Here is a 15,486-nt window from a genome sequence, read left to right as displayed (position 1 = left end):
GCCTGTGTGGCTGACCTTCCTCGTTGCTGCCCCCTGTGTGGCAGCGATCATCTCACTCTGTTTTGCCGGGACAAGCGCCGCGAGTATTTCCGCTGCCGCCAATGTGCACTGGTGAGCGTACCGGCAACCATGCATCTGACTGCTACGGCGGAAAAAGCCGAATACGACAAGCATAATAATCAGCTTGCCGATGCCGGTTATCAGGCTTTTTTGCGGCGCACATGGGACCCATTGCTGGCCTGCCTGCGGCAACTTCAAAGGCCACTTACGCACATTCGTGGACTTGATTTTGGCTGCGGAGAAGGTGCGGTTCTGAGTCAGGTTGCGGCGCAGGATGGGGTTCGTGTTGCCAATTACGACCTTTACTATCATCCCGGCACGGCAGTGCTGCAGGAACAATATGACTTTATTACCCTGACTGAGGTGATTGAGCATATTGCGGATGCAGCCGCGCTGGTGAGGCAGCTTGACGCTTTGCTCAAACCGGGCGGCTGGCTGGCGGTCATGACCAAACGGGTTTTGGATCAGGATGCGTTCAGCCGTTGGCATTACAAGAACGATCCCACCCATATCTGTTTTTACTCCGATGACACCTTTGAGTGGCTGGCGGAACGATTGGGCTGGCATTGTGAGCTGAGCGGCAAAGATGTGGTGTTACTGCGCAAACCTGCTGCGCCCGACTGTACAGCGCCATCTGAGTGATTAAGAAAAATTACAAAATAATCCTGTCACATTAACAATTTCACCTTGATTAACTGCCGGTCATGGCTTTTGATGAAGCACGAACCGGGCTGTGACAGCTGACAAGGAGATACAATGAAATCGTTATGGATAGGCATGTCTCTGATGATGACCCTGGGGCTGAGCGAGGCCGGGGCAACCAGTGCAGAGGACATCAACAGTTTTACGCTGGACAATGGCATGAAGATAATGGTGTTGCAGGATGACTCCATCCCTAATGCCAATATGTATTTGTTCTGGAGGGTTGGTTCCCGCAACGAGGCCCCCGGCATTACCGGTATTTCGCACTTCTTTGAACACATGATGTTCAACGGTGCCAAAAAGTATGGCCCCAAACAGTTTGATCGCACCATGGAAGCGGCTGGTGGTGCCAACAACGCCTATACCACTGAAGATATTACGGTCTATACCGACTGGTTCCCGGCCGGCGCGCTGGAAACCATCTTTGATCTGGAAGCGGATCGCATTGCCGATCTGGATATCAATGCCGACATGGTTGAGAGTGAACGGGGCGTAGTTGCCTCGGAGCGCCTGACTGGGTTGGAGAATTCCAACTGGCGGGTGATTCAGGAAGAGGTGAAAAGTGCTGCGTTTCGTGCTCATCCCTATTCCTGGTCTGTGATTGGTCATGAGTCGGATATCGCCGCCTGGACGCTGGAAGATTTGCAGCAGTACCACAAAACCAACTACGCCCCCAACAATGCTGTAGTGGTGATTGCCGGGGATGTGCAGCTGGAAGAGGTTAAACGGCTGGCCAACCAATATTTTGCGCCCATTCCCGCCCAGCAACCGCCACGGCAGGTGAAAACCGTTGAGCCGCAGCAGCAGGGGGAGCGGCGGGTATTCGTCAAAAAGGCCTCCGTCAGCACGCCCAATGTCATGCTCGCTTACCATGTTCCTGCAACGTCTGACGCAGATTATTATGCTCTGGATCTGTTGGCGGCCATCCTTGGTGAAGGCAAAAGCTCACGCCTGTATCAATCGCTGGTTGATGGTCAGATTGCTCTGGAAGCCGACACCTATCTGCCCATGTCCTTTGACCCCAATCTGTTTTACTTCCTTGGTGTTGCAGCGCCAAACGTGAGTGCCTCTCAGCTTGAGCAGGCTATGCTGGCGCAAATCGCAGCGATCAGCCGGGATGGCGTGAGCCAGCAGGAGCTGGACAAGGTGAAGAATCTGCGGTTGATGGATTTTTATCGCACCATGGAAACCATCAATGGCAAAGCCAATACCATTGGCAGTTACGAGCTCTATTTTGGCAGTTATGACAAGCTGTTCAACGCCCCGCAAGCCTATGCCCGGGTCACACCTGAAGATATTCAAAGAGTGGCCGGTACTTATCTTACCCGGGCCAATCGCACCGTGGGTGTGTTGGCTGCTCAGGAGGAGCAGGATCAATGAAGAAGATTAGACAAGTGGCCATGATGGCATCTCTGGCGTTGATACTGGCAGCCTGTTCCAGCGCTCCGCAGCCCGTCAGTTCCGGCCCAGCGGCATCCGGTTTCACTATGCCGGCCTTTGAAAAGGTCACCCTGAGCAATGGCCTGACACTCATGCTGATGCCACGTTATGAGGTGCCGTTAATTACGGTAAATGCAGTTGTCAGGGCTGGCAGTGTGGATGATCCCGTTGCCGGTTTGGCTTCGCTCACCGCAGCCAGTTTATTGCTTGGCAACAGTCAACAAAATAAAGCACAGACAGAATTGCTGGTGGACAGTCTTGGGGCCAGCCTGGAGAGTGATGCCGGTGTCGAAGGCAGCGTCCTGAGCGCAGACTTTATGGCGAAAGACGCTGACATCATGTTGCCACTCATTAAAGCTGTCTTGCTTGAACCCAGCTTTGACCGCGCTGAGTTTGCCAAGCTGCAGCAGCGTCAAGTTGCATCGTTGCAACGGGCCAAAGAAAGCCCCAGAGCAGTCATTGGCAACTATTTCGCGGCGCAGTTGTTTGGCGATCATCCCTATGGCAATCCATCATCCGGTGATTCTCAGTCAGTGGCTGACATCTCGCTGGCCCAGATTAATGCGTTTTATCAACGCCACTATCAACCCCAAAATACGGCGATCACTATTGCCGGAGACTTTGATCCGGTAAAGATGAAGGCTTATCTGCAGTCTCTGTTTGGCGATTGGCGCAATGAGCCGGGTAGTGCGCATGCCGCTGGGGTTAAAGAGTTGGGGACGGCTCCAGAACCACAGCAACCCAGAGTGTTGCTGGTGGATAAACCCGACGCTACTGAAACCACATTTTATATCGGTGGCAAGGGAATTCGCCGTGACAATCCGGACTATGTGGGTGTACAGGTAATCAACACTGTGCTTGGCGGGCGCTTTACCTCTTGGCTGAATGATGAGCTTAGGGTTAATTCCGGCCTGACCTATGGCGCCGGCTCAGGCTTTTTGCCTCTGAGTCAGGACGGCGCTTTCAGGATCAGTACGTTCACCCGGACTGACGCCACCGCACAGGCGATAGATCTGGCATTGAAGACATACGCCAGACTGTGGCAGCAAGGTATAGATCAGGCCACGCTGGATTCTGCCAAGGCGTATGTGAAAGGTCAGTTTCCGCCAAAATTTGAAACCAGCGGGCAGCTGGCCGGGTTAATGGCGGATATGTATCTATATGGATTTGATGAGGATTTCATCAATAGTTTTGAGGCTAGGGTCAATGGCTTGACAGTGGCTGACGCACAGCGACTGATCAACGCCTATTTCCCGAAAGATAACCTGCAGTTTGTGCTGATTGGCAACGCCGGGGCGATTGCGCCTATCGCGGCTCAATACGGCGATGTCAGACTGGTGAAGATGACGGCTCCGGGCTTTGGTCGCTAGACGCCGTCGGGCATTGTGATATTCGTCATTGCTGTGCGTTGAAAGGGCTCATCCGAGCCCTTTTGTATGATATGCGCTTTTTTTTCTGCTTTTTTCCTTTCCGCCCACGACTTTGAGTGAAGTGTTCTACACTTACTCTGTATCAAATTCCGTTGATTCTGCGGTGTGAACTACGCAAGTCAGAATTCAAGTGCATACAGGGAAAGCATAATGGCAGATTTGAACTTGGATCAGGGTAACCTGGACACAGCAGGCCATATCGAAGGCGCCGAGCCTCATGTGGTGGATTGGATTCATATCCATGAAACCGTCAAATTATTGCTCTTGTCGATGGCCCAGATTGAACTCACCCTGACCGATGGTGACCACAATGTAACCGGTCTTGGGCTGCTCTTTACTGAAATGGCCGGGCACTTGCGTGAGGTGAACAAACACCTCAAAGCTTCTCCGGATACCCCTGCTGACATCATGGCCCACGGCAACGTGCTTGAGTCAAAAATCAACGAAGGGGTAATTGCTTTCCAGTTTTACGACCGTTTATCCCAGCGGCTTGAGCACGTAGTCACCGGGCTTGAACTGACAGAAGACATCCTCAGTGATGAATTGCGACGTATTAAACCCCAGTCCTGGAAGGCGATTCAGAAAGAGATTAAGATGAATTACTCTCTTGAATGTGAACGAAAAATGTTCGATCTTGTGATTCAGGGAACTCCCTTGAGTGAAGCACTGGCGCTTTACCGGGATGAGCACCTGGAACCCGAGGATGACATCGAATTATTCTAATGCGTTGCTGCTGTCATGCCTGTTGGCATGGCCAGTGACGGCAGCAAAATCACCGCTCTTTCCTCTGTGTGAAGCCCTGTCCGGTACATGGCAGGGTACATCTGCTGAACCGGGACAGTCACCCAAATCAACCTCAATGCAGGCCGTTTGCAGCGCAGACGGCCTGCAGCTTTTTATCGCTCTGAATATCCGTGGACATGCTTCTGAATCCTGGTGGTTTACCCAGCAGCAAAATGATGTGCGTTTATTGCTTGGCAAAGGGGAACTGGAACCGGTTGTGCGTCGCTTCAGCCTGTATCAGCAGGAGGATGGTTTTTCGCTGCTGGGTGAAGGTGAAGTCACCGAGCGACCGGCACTAATCCGATTGATTTTTGAACCTGTACCTGAGGGCTGGCAATGGTTGCAGCAGGTGCAGTTTCTTGACGATGACTTTACCGATTATCAGGTGATTCGGGGGATAGGCCTGAGCCGGACCGCTGCGAATCAACCGGCCCCCGGATAACCCAACTGACGCAACCCTTCATAACTGATAATGGCCACAGCATTGGACAGATTTAGACTCCGGCTGTCAGGCAGCATAGGTATCCGCAGGCGCTGCGCTGCTGGAATGCTGTCGATGATTGTCATTGGCAGTCCCCGGGTCTCCGGGCCGAACAACAATACATCGTCGGGCTGATAGCTGAGTTCTGAATGCGGTCGGCTGCCTTTGGTTGTGCAGGCCAGAATGCGTTTGCCTGCCATGGCCGTGAGAAAGGCGTCAAAGTCAGCGTGACGGGTGACATTGGCCATATCCCGGTAGTCCAGTCCGGCGCGGCGCAGTTTCTTCTCTTCCAAATCAAATCCGAGCGGTTCAATCAGATGCAGCTGGCAGCCGTTGTTGGCGCACAGGCGCATAATATTGCCGGTATTGGGAGCGATTTCGGGTTCGTAAAGTGCGATATGAAACATAGTCTGAAGCTGCAAAGGACGGTAAGTTGACAGGGATTATATCAAGACCGGCGCCGAATGGCTTGGGAGGGGAAACTCAAGTGCCAATCACAGTTTGTACTGGCGTACAAAGGTAGGATCCGGTTTTATAGTAGCAACAGCTAATGCTCGATGGTGAATTGTTTCGCTTTCGGGAACACTTATTTCCATGCGCCCGTGCGCCCAACCAGAGAGATTCTGATTATGGTGAAAGCTCTCCTGCTCAACCAGGAAGATAAAAAGACCATCGCCCGTTTAACTGAGATTGCCATCGACGATCTGCCTGAGGGAGAGGTTTTGGTCGATGTAGCCTGTTCATCCATCAACTACAAGGATGGTCTGGCGGTAACCGGCAAGGCGCCGGTCGTGACACAGTTTCCTATGGTGCCGGGAATTGACTGCGCCGGCACAGTGGTTGAGTCCACTGATGACAGATATCAGGCCGGAGATAAGGTCATTCTGACCGGTTGGGGTGTGGGAGAAGGTCATTGGGGCGGCATGGCGCAGAAGGCAAGGTTCAAAGCGGACTGGCTGGTGCCTATGCCGGCAGGTTGTGATGAAACCAAAGCCATGCAGATTGGTACCGCTGGCCTGACGGCCATGTTGTGTGTGCAGGCGCTGCTGGATGGTGGCGTTCAGCCTGAGTCCGGTCCTGTGCTGGTGACCGGAGCCAGTGGTGGTGTCGGCAGTGTGGCGGTAACCTTGCTGGCACAGCTGGGTTATGAAGTCGTGGCCTGCAGTAGCAGAGTAGAAGCCAATGGTGAATTGCTTGAGGCACTGGGCGCTGCTCGCGTCATTGACCGCCGCGAGCTGGACCGCGATGCCCGTCCACTGGAAAAACAGCTGTGGGCCGGTTTGGTTGACACTGTCGGTAACAAGGTGCTGGCTACCGCCCTGTCGCAGATGAAGTACGACTCTGTTGCTGCTATCTGTGGCCTGGCCGGTGGCTTTGCGCTGCCTACCACGGTAATGCCTTTTATTCTGCGCGGCGTACGCCTGCAGGGTATCGACTCAGTGTACTGTTCTTTCGCCAAACGTCAGGCCGCCTGGGAACGTATTGTGAACATCCTGCCGGACAGTTTCTTTGCGCAGGCCTGTGAGGCGATTACCCTTGAGCAGGTAGAAGAGTATGCCAACCGGATTATTCGTGGACAGATTACCGGGCGGGTACTGGTTCAGCTGTAACGCCTAATCGCTGAAAGCATTTCAAAACAGCGGGCTGCGGCCCGCTTTTTCATGAGTGGCGTACCAGTGGCAGTCTTATCACTACTCTCAGCCCTGTCGGCGATGCATTTCCGGCTTTGACGACGCCATTGTGTGCCTGAATGGCGGCCTGCGTAATGGCCAGTCCCAATCCCCAGCCTCCGCTTTCCCGCTCCCTGGCACTGTCGGGACGGTAGAAGGGGCGAAAGATTGCTTCCAGCTCATGGGGAGGGATCCCCGGACCATCGTCCTCAATACAGATTTCAAGCCAATCACCTGCAGATCTGGCGATCAGAGTGACTCTGGCGCTGGCATAGCGGATGGCATTTCGCAGCAGGTTTTCAATGGCCCGGGAGATGAGTCTGGGGTTGTGAACCAATTCAAGCTGTTCGGGAATGTCGATGTGCAGCAGCTTGAACTGCTGCTCAGCTTCAAATTCGGCGTCATCCAGCACCTGACACAGGGTTTCGGACAGATCCAGCAGTTTCATCTGTTGCGCATCCGGGCTTTTCACCCTGGACAGTTCGAGCAGTTCATTGATGAGCAATTCAAGTTGCTCTGCTTCATAGCCGATGCGGTCGATTTCGGTTCCCTGCAACCCTCTTTTACGGGCCAGTGCCAGCGACAGCTGCAGACGGGTGAGGGGAGTTCTCAGTTCATGGGAGACATCGCTGATCAGCCGCTGCTGACTGTTGAGGGTCGTTTGAATGGCATCGGCCATGGCGTTGAATGCCTGTGCCAGCTGACCGACTTCATCCGAGCGTTTGGCTGTGCGACTGTCGACCCGGCAATCCAGTTCGCCTTTGGCCAGTGCTTCTGCACTGGATTTCAATTGCCTCAGAGGCTTGCCCAAATGCCATGCCAGCAGCGCGCAAAGACTGCCGGATAAGGCGATGGCCAGCAGCAACGTCGCCAGCTTGTTGTCAGCAAGGAACAGGAACAAGGGTCTGGGATGGTGCGCCGGCATCCGCCCGAACAGTGAATATTGCTTGCCTCGCATAGTAAATTCATAGGGCCCGAAGACCAGATCATTGCGGAACTGGTGACTGATGGGATGACCGGCTTCTTCTGCCATCAGCATAAACTGGCGCAGCAGTCTGGAACTGCGTTTGCCATTGATCAGCTGGCCATCCGCATCCATCAGGTAAAAACGAACTGGTCGCTCTTCTCCCGGGCGATGGCCGTTCCACTGATTAAGCATATGGAAGGATTTGCCTGCGGCTTCCTGCTGCAGCCAGGAGGCGGCTTTACTCAATTGCAGCTCCAGCCTGGGCTGCAGCGGCGCCCTGTCATAGCGTTCCTGCAGCAGTGGCAGCAGGGCAACGATGGCGATGATCATCGAGCTGCACAGCCAGAAACCCAGCAGCAGTTTGATGAAAATTTTGTTGGGCGTGAATGAGTATTTCATCAGGGGATCCAGATATAACCTTTGCCCCTGATGGTTTTTACTCTGGGGCGACCATCATCTCTGGGGGGCAGCTTCTTGCGCAGGTTCGACAGATGCATGTCCAGCGAGCGGTCAAACGGCATCAGTTTTTTGCCCAACACCTCTTCACTCAGGACTTCTTTGGTCATCAGCTCTCCGGCATTGTTGGCCAGCACATACAGCAAACTGAACTCGGTGGCGGTCAGTACCAGCAGTTTGTCATTGCAGTAGGCTTCCTGACGGGATTGATCCAGCAGCAGATCACCAAGGATCTGCCCATGGGGATTTTGCAATTCCTGAACGCTCAAGCCCGAGCGGCGGATAATCGCCCTGACTCTGGCAACCAGCTCTCTGTCGTTAAAGGGTTTTGGCAGGTAATCATCGGCGCCGATCTCGAGTCCAACCACCCGGTCAATCTCGTCTCCTTTGGCGGTCAGCATCATTACCGGAGTTTGTTTGTTGAGGCGCAGGGCCTTGAGTACCTCGAAGCCATTGAGCTTGGGCAGCATGACGTCCAGCAGGATAAGATCGAAGTCACAGCTCAGTGCCAGATCCAGCCCTGCCTGGCCATCGTGGGCAATGGTCAGTTTGAAGCCTTCCAGTTCAAGCAGCTGGCCCAGCAGTTCTGACAGCCCCAAATCGTCATCGATCAACAGAATCCGGTTCATGGTTTTCCTCATCACTTATCGCGTTGATGCAGTATACAATTTTTACCGTCAACGGCATTCAGACTTTGTAATCCTGAGTAAAGATCACAGCACTTTACATTCATTTACCTTCCAATAACCCTGATTGACTCATAGCTGTTTACACTGGGAACCAAATCAACAAACTGAGGTGACATAATGAAAGCTATTACGTTGAAATCGCTGGTATTGGCAGGGGTTACCGGTGCGGTATTGCTGGCATCGCCTGTGATGGCTGGCCCACATGACGGGGAAGGGCATCAGCATAAAGGCGGCCATCAAATGCAAGGCAAGGGTTGCGATCTGATGGGGCATGGTATGTTCCGAGGGCTGGATCTGACTGCTGAGCAGAAAGCTCAGATTAAGGCGATCGCCAAAGAGCAAAGAGGCCCCAATAATCAGGGAGCAAACTCTGCTCATCATCAGCAAATGCAGGCGCTGATTACTGCGCCACAGTTTGACAAGGCCAAAGCCTCTGCCCTGATTGAAAAGCAGCAGAATCTGCGTCAGGAAATGATGCTGAAAAAACTCGAGTCTCAGAACAAAATCTACAACCTGCTGACTGCAGAACAGCAGCAGAAACTGCAACAGCGTATGGAAAAATGTGCAAATCAGGGTAAAAAGAACTGATTTTGAAGTAACATAACGCCGATAACACGGAGACATTATTGGCGTTATGACTGAAACTTCCCGCTACGATTATTGGGTCAGGCTGGCCAGCCGTGCCTCAGTGGCCACGGCACTGACCCTTATTATCATCAAATTGTTTGCCTGGCTGTATTCTGATTCTGCCAGTATGCTGGCTTCCCTGACTGACTCCTTTGCCGATGCGCTGGCTTCCATTGTCAATCTGCTGGCCATTCGTTATGCCATTGTGCCCGCCGATAAAGACCACAGGTATGGACATGGCAAGGCCGAGCCGTTGGCCTCTCTGGCTCAGTCGGTATTTATTCTCGGGTCGGCAGTGCTGTTGCTGATCCATGGGATTGAGCGACTCGGGCAGCCACAACCACTGGAACACGCCTGGGTGGGGATTGGCGTATCGGCCATCGCGATTGCGTTGACTCTGGCGCTGGTGATGTTGCAGAAAAAGGCGCTTGAGGCTACCGGCAGCACTGTGGTGGCCGCCGACTCTCTGCACTATAAATCGGATCTGTTCCTGAATGCCGGGGTGCTGCTGGCGCTGGTGCTGGCCAGTTTCGGCTGGTTGTGGGCTGATGGTCTGTTTGCGTTCATTATCGCTTTATATATTGGCTGGCAGGCTGCACAGCTGGCTTATGACAGCGCCCAGTCGCTGCTGGACAGGGAGCTGGATGCCGATACCCGCAAGCAGATAGTTGAATTGGTGATGGCGGACCCCAGGGTCAAGGGATTCCATGATCTGCGCACCCGTCAGTCCGGTAAAACCACTTTTGTGCAACTGCATCTGGAGCTGGATGGTCATTTGTCACTGCTTGAGGCCCATTCCATTGCGGATGCCGTAGAGCAGCGCATTCATCAGCATCTGGGGGAGGCCGAAGTGCTGGTGCATCAGGATCCTGTGTAACCACTGCGCAAATCCTCTGCAAAACAAAGCCCGCCTATCATCGGCGGGCTTTGTGTTTTCTGAGTCCAGGTTCAGTATTCGGCTTCCATTGCCAGCTCTTTTAGCTTGCGTGTCAATGTGTTGCGTCCCCAGCCCAGGCAGCGGGCCGCGTCCTGTTTGTGGCCATGGGTATATTCGAGCGCCGCTTCCAGCATGATGCGTTCGAAGGTTGGCATCAGCTCGTTGAGCAACTCAGTCTCACCTGCTTTCAATCTGGCTTCCACCAAAGTACGCAGGGCATCCTGCCAATCGCCGCCAACGGCTGGTTTTTTGCCAACCGAGACAGGGCTTTCCAGCAACTCAGGAGGAAGGTCCTGCGGCAGGATCTCCTGGCCGGATGCCATAACCGTCAGCCAGCGACAGGTGTTTTCCAGTTGCCGCACGTTTCCAGGCCAGTCCAGTTGCTGCAGTTTGGCGGCTGTTTCTTTCGCCAGCGTTTTGCCTTCCACGCCCATTTCTCTGGCGGCTGAGGCGAGAAAGTGAATTGCCAGCTGGGGGATATCTTCCCGGCGTTGTGACAATGGAGGCAGATGGACCCTGATGACATTGAGACGGTGAAACAGATCTTCACGAAACTGACCGTCAGCCACCCGTTGCTCCAGATTCTGATGGGTTGCAGCGATTATCCTGACGTCCACCTGTACCGGCGAATGACCACCCACCCGGTAGAACTGACCGTCGGCCAGTACCCTGAGCAAACGGGTTTGCACATCCAGCGGCATATCACCGATTTCATCGAGAAACAGCGTGCCGCCGTTGGCTTGCTCGAATCTGCCCTGACGCACCGATGATGCGCCGGTAAAGGCGCCTTTTTCGTGACCGAACAGTTCTGATTCGATCAGATCACGGGGGATCGCGGCCATATTCAGCGCGATAAAGGGCTTATCCCGTCTTGGGCTGTGCTTGTGCAGTGCTCCGGCGACCAACTCTTTGCCGGTACCGGATTGACCATTGATAAGTACGCTGATGGAGGAGCGGGACAAGCGGCCGATGGCGCGAAAAACCTCCTGCATGGCCGGCGCTTCACCAATGATCTCCGGCGCTTTCAATTCCGGTTCTGCAGGCAGGGAAGGTGCCTGCTCTTTGGCATGACTCAGCGCCCGTTCGACCAGGGTGATGGCTTCGTCTATATCGAAGGGCTTGGGTAGATATTCAAACGCACCGGCCTGATAGGCACTGACAGCACTGTCCAAATCTGAGTGGGCGGTCATGATAATCACCGGGATATCCGGGTGATGCAGTTGCAGGCGCTCCAGCAGCGTCAGACCGTCGGTACCCGGCATACGGATATCCGAGATGATCACTCTGGGTTTGGCGGTTTGCAGAGCCTGCCACAGTGATTCCGCTGCCGCGAAACTGGCACAACTGATTTTGGCGGTGGCCAGTGCCCGCTCCAATACCCAGCGAATGGAACTGTCATCATCAAGGATCCAGACCTGCTCTGTCATAGGCTCTCCTCCGGTTGGGTATGAGGTTGACTGCCCAGCGGCAGCAACAGGGTGAATGCTGTGTGTCCGGGAACTGATTCACAATCGATACGTCCGCCATGCAGGCGGGTAATGTTATGGGCGATAGAAAGCCCAAGGCCTGAGCCGGTTTCTTTGCCCGTCACCATGGGATAGAACAGGGTATCCATCAATTCTGCGGGGATCCCGGGACCATTATCAGTGACCGACAGCTCCAGCACCAGACGATGGCGCACCGGACCTATGGTGACCTGATGACGGGTGCGGGTGCGGATACAGATTTCGCCCCCGTGATTCTCCAGCGCCTGCTGTGCATTTTGTACTATGTTAAGCAGCGCCTGCTGCAGCTGATCGGCATCCATCAGCATATCCGGAATTGACGGATCATAATCCCGTTTGAGTTCAATGTTGTCCGGGCTGGCCAGTCTGGAAAGTTGCAGTACTTTTTCGCAGACCTGATGAATATTGTGCATGCAGTGTGGGGTCGGACGCTGTGGTCCGAGCAATCGGTCAACCAGCGAGCGCAGTCGATCGGCCTGCTCGATAATCATGCCGGTAAACTCCTGCAGGTGCGGTTCGTGCAGTTCCCGCGACAGCAGCTGTGCGGCTCCACGCAGACCTCCGAGGGGATTTTTTATCTCATGGGCCAGGTTGCGGACCAGAAATTGTGCGGCCTGTTGCTGCGCATCCTGACTGAGTTGCTGATGGATGCGTCTTTGCTGATCCACCTGCCTGAGCTCGAGTAATCCAAGTGGGCCGGATATTTGAGGCAGTGGGCTTTGTTCCAGGGGTACCAGAGTAATGTCTACAGCGTGCTGACGGTTATCCAGGGTAATCAGCGTAGCGGTATTTACGGTGAGCCCCTGAGCCTGCAGCACGGCTTCCTGCAGCCGGTGCATTTCGATGCCCAATTGTTCGCACATTTCTGTCAGCGGTGCCTGAGTGAGTCTGTGACATCCCAGCCCAAACAACTGCTCAGCCGCGGTGTTGGCATAATGAGTTTGCAGCTGCTGATCTATTACCAGCACTGCGGTAACCATATGATTCAACAAAATTGTTGGCGAGAGGTTCGACATTCATTTTCCACTGATTATTGTATGCACCATTATGGTGCGCCAAATTAGTGCAGTGTGCAAGCGTCAGCGCATCTGCTCAGACACCTGTGAAAGTTGGCAAGATTATGAAAAATAAGGATTAAATCTGCAGTCCTTTGCCAATGTGTCAGCAGGCCTTCTGAAATCCAGACAGGTTTGCTCTGGTCTATACCAGATAATGCAAAACCACTGCCGTTTTTTCAGATGGCACTCATGGCTCTGGTGCAGGGTTCAGAGTCAGGGTCAGGATCTGGGTTGAGGACGGGATGTGGGTCTGACGAAGGCCTGATGCAGGTAGATAATCCGTTCCGGTGTACTGGCCAGCAGCTTTCCGGCCGCACTGTATGCCTTAATCGACAAGGTGTGTTCGCCCCGATCAATACCGGTCAGCTGAAATACCGGCCGGGGTTGAGCAGTACCCCAGGCCTGACCATCCAATAATAACTGATAACGGGTGCCTTCAGGAGGTTGGGGGGTGATTGCCGCCAGAACATTGAAGTCGCCGTTATTGTCTCGGATCGTTGCTTCCTGCTCTGGTTCGGTTATCTGGAGCTGATAACCAACTGCATCGGCCTGCTCCTGAGGGGTGTCCGGAAGATTGGGCAATACCATTTTGTTGTGGGTATTTTCCTTCAGTTCAATGATCACTGCGCCCTCAACCGGGGTATCGGAATAGTGAACCACACCTTGCTCATCGACCCATCTGTAGACGGAGGCCTGCAGCGGCAAGCTCAGTAACGCGAGTGTCAGCAGTAATGTTTTCATCTATCCACCTGGAGAATCAGCCAGTTCATTTCTGGTTAAAGATTAATGGCTTTTGTAGAAAAAAGCATCGTTTGGAAACGGGATATTTCCAATCGCGGGAATTTAACCCTGTGATTTAAATGAAATGCGTACAGGATGTTGAGCACAGTAGACAAGTCAATCACTTGAGTCAGTACTCATTTACCTCTATCTTACCGCACTCGATAAAATCTGTGTCTGACACCATGGCACGGTTTATCTGACTTTTGTTGCGCCGGTCAACGGGGGAGCGGGCGTTGCATAAGCAACTTAAAACAAAAAATAGCAGGAGACTGTGATGCAACAGCAAGTAGATTCGGGACAGTCAAAGGGCGCTGTCACCCGGATATTGAACAGTATTGAGACTGTGGGTAACAAGTTGCCCGATCCGGCAGTGATTTTTCTGTGTGCCATGTTACTGATATGGTTCTTATCGGCGATTTTCTCTCAATTTCAGTTTGATACCATCGATCCCCGCACCGGTCAGGCGCTGGTGGTAAACAACCTGATGACAGGTGATGCGCTGGCAGGCTTTTTGTCGTCCATGGTCACTACCTTTACCGGTTTTGCTCCTCTGGGCGTTGTGCTGGTGGCCATGTTGGGGGTAGGGGTGGCTGAGCACTCCGGCTTTATTAATACGGCGCTGAAATTGATGCTCAAGGTCACGCCGGCCAAGCTGTTGACACCATCCATTATTCTGATTGCGATTGTCAGTCATACCGCAACCGACGCCGGTTATGTGCTGGTGATCCCTCTGGCTGGGGTGATTTTTTATGCCATGGGGCGTCATCCACTGGCGGGTATTGCCGCAGCCTTTGCCGGGGTAAGTGGCGGCTTCGGTGCCAACTTTGTGCCTTCCGGTCTGGATCCTTTGCTGCAGAGTTTCACTCAGAGCGCCGCGCAGATTATTGATCCGCAAATTGCGGTCAATCCGCTCAACAACTGGTTCTTCACCTCTGCGTCCAGCCTGTTTATCGTGCTGCTGGGTTGGTACATTACCGATAAGATCATCGAACCTCGGCTGCAAAATACCCAGGTTGATGGGGATACCAGTTCGCTGCCTTCATTTGATGAAGTGGCCGCTAAAGAGAAGCGCGCGTTCCAGCTGGCGTCGGCTGTGATGCTGACCGGGCTGGTGCTGCTGTATCTGGCCAGCAGCCCGGCGGACTCACCATTGCGTGCAGCCAATGGCGAACTGACTGATTTCAAGGCTCCACTAATGCAATCAATCGTGCCTTTGATTTTCCTGCTGTTCTGGATCCCCGGGGCTGTTTACGGTTTTACCGTGGGGACTTTCAAAAGCACCAAGGACATGATTGATGCCATGAGCAAGTCCATGGGCAGCATGGCTTATTACATTGTGATGGCGTTCTTCTGCGCCTTGTTTATCGCTGCGTTTGGTAAATCCAATCTGGGGGCTTTGCTGGCGATTGAAGGGGCTGAGGTACTCAAGTCGATGGCATTGCCATCGGGCGTGACCATTGTCGGCATTATTTTCCTGACCGCCTTCGTAAACCTGTTTGTGGGTTCAAGCTCGGCTAAATGGGCACTGCTGGGGCCGATTTTTGTGCCTATGCTGATGCAACTGAATATCTCTCCGGATCTAACTCAGGCGGCTTACCGTATCGGTGATTCCGGTTCAAACATCATTACGCCGCTGATGCCTTACTTCCCGCTGGTGGTGGTGTACTGCCAGAAGTATGTGAAAAACACCGGCATCGGTACTTTGATCGCCATGATGCTGCCTTATTCCATCGTGTTCCTCACCGGCTGGACGTTGTTCCTGCTGGCATACTGGGGACTGGGTATTCCACTGGGTCTACAGGCAAGCTATACCTACGGTCTGTAAACTTTCACAATAGTTATAAGCTGCTATGCTTAAAATAAAACACCCGCTCGCGCGGGTGTTTTTCTTTAATATG

15 protein-coding genes are annotated in these 15,486 nt (G+C 53.4%); 9 read left to right on the top strand and 6 right to left on the bottom strand.

Annotation, left to right across the window (positions count from 1 at the left end):
* The first annotated feature begins 6 nt into the window (after positions 1 to 6).
* The 5 genes from ACRRUX_RS17480 to ACRRUX_RS17460 all read left to right on the top strand — a co-directional run bounded on the left by ACRRUX_RS17480 (position 7) and on the right by ACRRUX_RS17460 (position 4,857).
* Positions 7 to 702: a class I SAM-dependent methyltransferase gene (locus tag ACRRUX_RS17480; RefSeq protein WP_432532696.1), complete on the top strand. Its 696-nt coding sequence runs from the start codon at positions 7 to 9 to the stop codon at positions 700 to 702.
* Positions 703 to 816: 114 nt separating this feature from the next.
* A complete protein-coding gene (locus tag ACRRUX_RS17475) occupies positions 817 to 2,142 on the top strand; it encodes a M16 family metallopeptidase (RefSeq protein WP_432532694.1) in 1,326 nt (441 codons plus the stop codon).
* Positions 2,139 to 3,572: a M16 family metallopeptidase gene (locus ACRRUX_RS17470; RefSeq protein WP_432532692.1), complete on the top strand. Its 1,434-nt coding sequence runs from the start codon at positions 2,139 to 2,141 to the stop codon at positions 3,570 to 3,572. The genes ACRRUX_RS17475 and ACRRUX_RS17470 overlap by 4 nt, the downstream gene beginning before the upstream one ends.
* A 210-nt stretch (positions 3,573 to 3,782) precedes the next feature.
* The gene (locus tag ACRRUX_RS17465) at positions 3,783 to 4,355 is read left to right on the top strand and encodes a hypothetical protein (RefSeq protein ID WP_432532690.1); all 573 of its coding nucleotides are present in this window, start codon (positions 3,783 to 3,785) and stop codon (positions 4,353 to 4,355) included.
* Positions 4,336 to 4,857 carry a hypothetical protein gene (locus ACRRUX_RS17460; RefSeq protein WP_432532688.1) on the top strand — a complete coding sequence of 174 codons (522 nt, stop codon included), beginning with the start codon at positions 4,336 to 4,338 and terminating at the stop codon, positions 4,855 to 4,857. The genes ACRRUX_RS17465 and ACRRUX_RS17460 overlap by 20 nt, the downstream gene beginning before the upstream one ends.
* On the opposite strand, the gene trmL is transcribed toward ACRRUX_RS17460, so the two are convergent.
* Positions 4,839 to 5,303, bottom strand: a complete 465-nt coding sequence (gene trmL, locus ACRRUX_RS17455; protein ID WP_432532686.1) for a tRNA (uridine(34)/cytosine(34)/5-carboxymethylaminomethyluridine(34)-2'-O)-methyltransferase TrmL — start codon at positions 5,301 to 5,303, stop codon at positions 4,839 to 4,841. The genes ACRRUX_RS17460 and trmL overlap by 19 nt on opposite strands.
* A 222-nt stretch (positions 5,304 to 5,525) precedes the next feature.
* Between trmL and ACRRUX_RS17450 the strand changes: the two genes are divergently transcribed.
* The gene (locus ACRRUX_RS17450) at positions 5,526 to 6,506 is read left to right on the top strand and encodes an MDR family oxidoreductase (RefSeq protein ID WP_432532684.1); all 981 of its coding nucleotides are present in this window, start codon (positions 5,526 to 5,528) and stop codon (positions 6,504 to 6,506) included.
* Positions 6,507 to 6,555: 49 nt separating this feature from the next.
* Here ACRRUX_RS17450 and ACRRUX_RS17445 read toward each other — a convergent pair whose 3' ends face one another.
* Together ACRRUX_RS17445 and ACRRUX_RS17440 are read right to left on the bottom strand one after the other, a co-directional pair.
* Positions 6,556 to 7,932 (bottom strand): ATP-binding protein, encoded by a 1,377-nt coding sequence (locus ACRRUX_RS17445; RefSeq protein WP_432532682.1) that lies wholly within the window; start codon positions 7,930 to 7,932, stop codon positions 6,556 to 6,558.
* The gene (locus ACRRUX_RS17440) at positions 7,932 to 8,618 is read right to left on the bottom strand and encodes a response regulator (protein ID WP_432532680.1); all 687 of its coding nucleotides are present in this window, start codon (positions 8,616 to 8,618) and stop codon (positions 7,932 to 7,934) included. The genes ACRRUX_RS17445 and ACRRUX_RS17440 overlap by 1 nt, the downstream gene beginning before the upstream one ends.
* 177 nt (positions 8,619 to 8,795) lie before the next feature.
* On the opposite strand from ACRRUX_RS17440, the gene ACRRUX_RS17435 reads away from it, so the two are divergent.
* Both ACRRUX_RS17435 and fieF read left to right on the top strand, forming a co-directional pair.
* Positions 8,796 to 9,266, top strand: a complete 471-nt coding sequence (locus ACRRUX_RS17435; protein ID WP_432532678.1) for a Spy/CpxP family protein refolding chaperone — start codon at positions 8,796 to 8,798, stop codon at positions 9,264 to 9,266.
* Positions 9,267 to 9,312: 46 nt separating this feature from the next.
* Positions 9,313 to 10,182 (top strand): cation efflux pump FieF, encoded by an 870-nt coding sequence (gene fieF / locus ACRRUX_RS17430; RefSeq protein ID WP_432532676.1) that lies wholly within the window; start codon positions 9,313 to 9,315, stop codon positions 10,180 to 10,182.
* Positions 10,183 to 10,253: 71 nt separating this feature from the next.
* Here the strand turns inward: fieF and glnG are convergent, their stop codons facing one another.
* The 3 genes from glnG to ACRRUX_RS17415 form a co-directional block, all read right to left on the bottom strand.
* A complete protein-coding gene (glnG, locus tag ACRRUX_RS17425) occupies positions 10,254 to 11,669 on the bottom strand; it encodes a nitrogen regulation protein NR(I) (protein WP_432532674.1) in 1,416 nt (471 codons plus the stop codon).
* Positions 11,666 to 12,763 (bottom strand): nitrogen regulation protein NR(II), encoded by a 1,098-nt coding sequence (gene glnL / locus ACRRUX_RS17420; RefSeq protein ID WP_432532672.1) that lies wholly within the window; start codon positions 12,761 to 12,763, stop codon positions 11,666 to 11,668. Before glnL ends, glnG begins: the two co-directional genes overlap by 4 nt.
* Positions 12,764 to 13,024: 261 nt before the next feature.
* Positions 13,025 to 13,546, bottom strand: a complete 522-nt coding sequence (locus ACRRUX_RS17415) for a DUF4124 domain-containing protein (RefSeq protein ID WP_432532670.1) — start codon at positions 13,544 to 13,546, stop codon at positions 13,025 to 13,027.
* Between the two features lie 316 nt (positions 13,547 to 13,862).
* On the opposite strand from ACRRUX_RS17415, the gene ACRRUX_RS17410 reads away from it, so the two are divergent.
* Positions 13,863 to 15,413: an AbgT family transporter gene (locus tag ACRRUX_RS17410; protein WP_432532668.1), complete on the top strand. Its 1,551-nt coding sequence runs from the start codon at positions 13,863 to 13,865 to the stop codon at positions 15,411 to 15,413.
* Positions 15,414 to 15,486 lie beyond the last annotated feature (73 nt).

The organism is Shewanella sp. GXUN23E (assembly GCF_050865035.1).
In the GTDB taxonomy this organism is placed as follows: domain Bacteria; phylum Pseudomonadota; class Gammaproteobacteria; order Enterobacterales; family Shewanellaceae; genus Shewanella.
The sequence above is the reverse complement of the archived record's forward strand: the minus strand, read 5'-3'. Positions and strand labels throughout refer to the sequence as shown.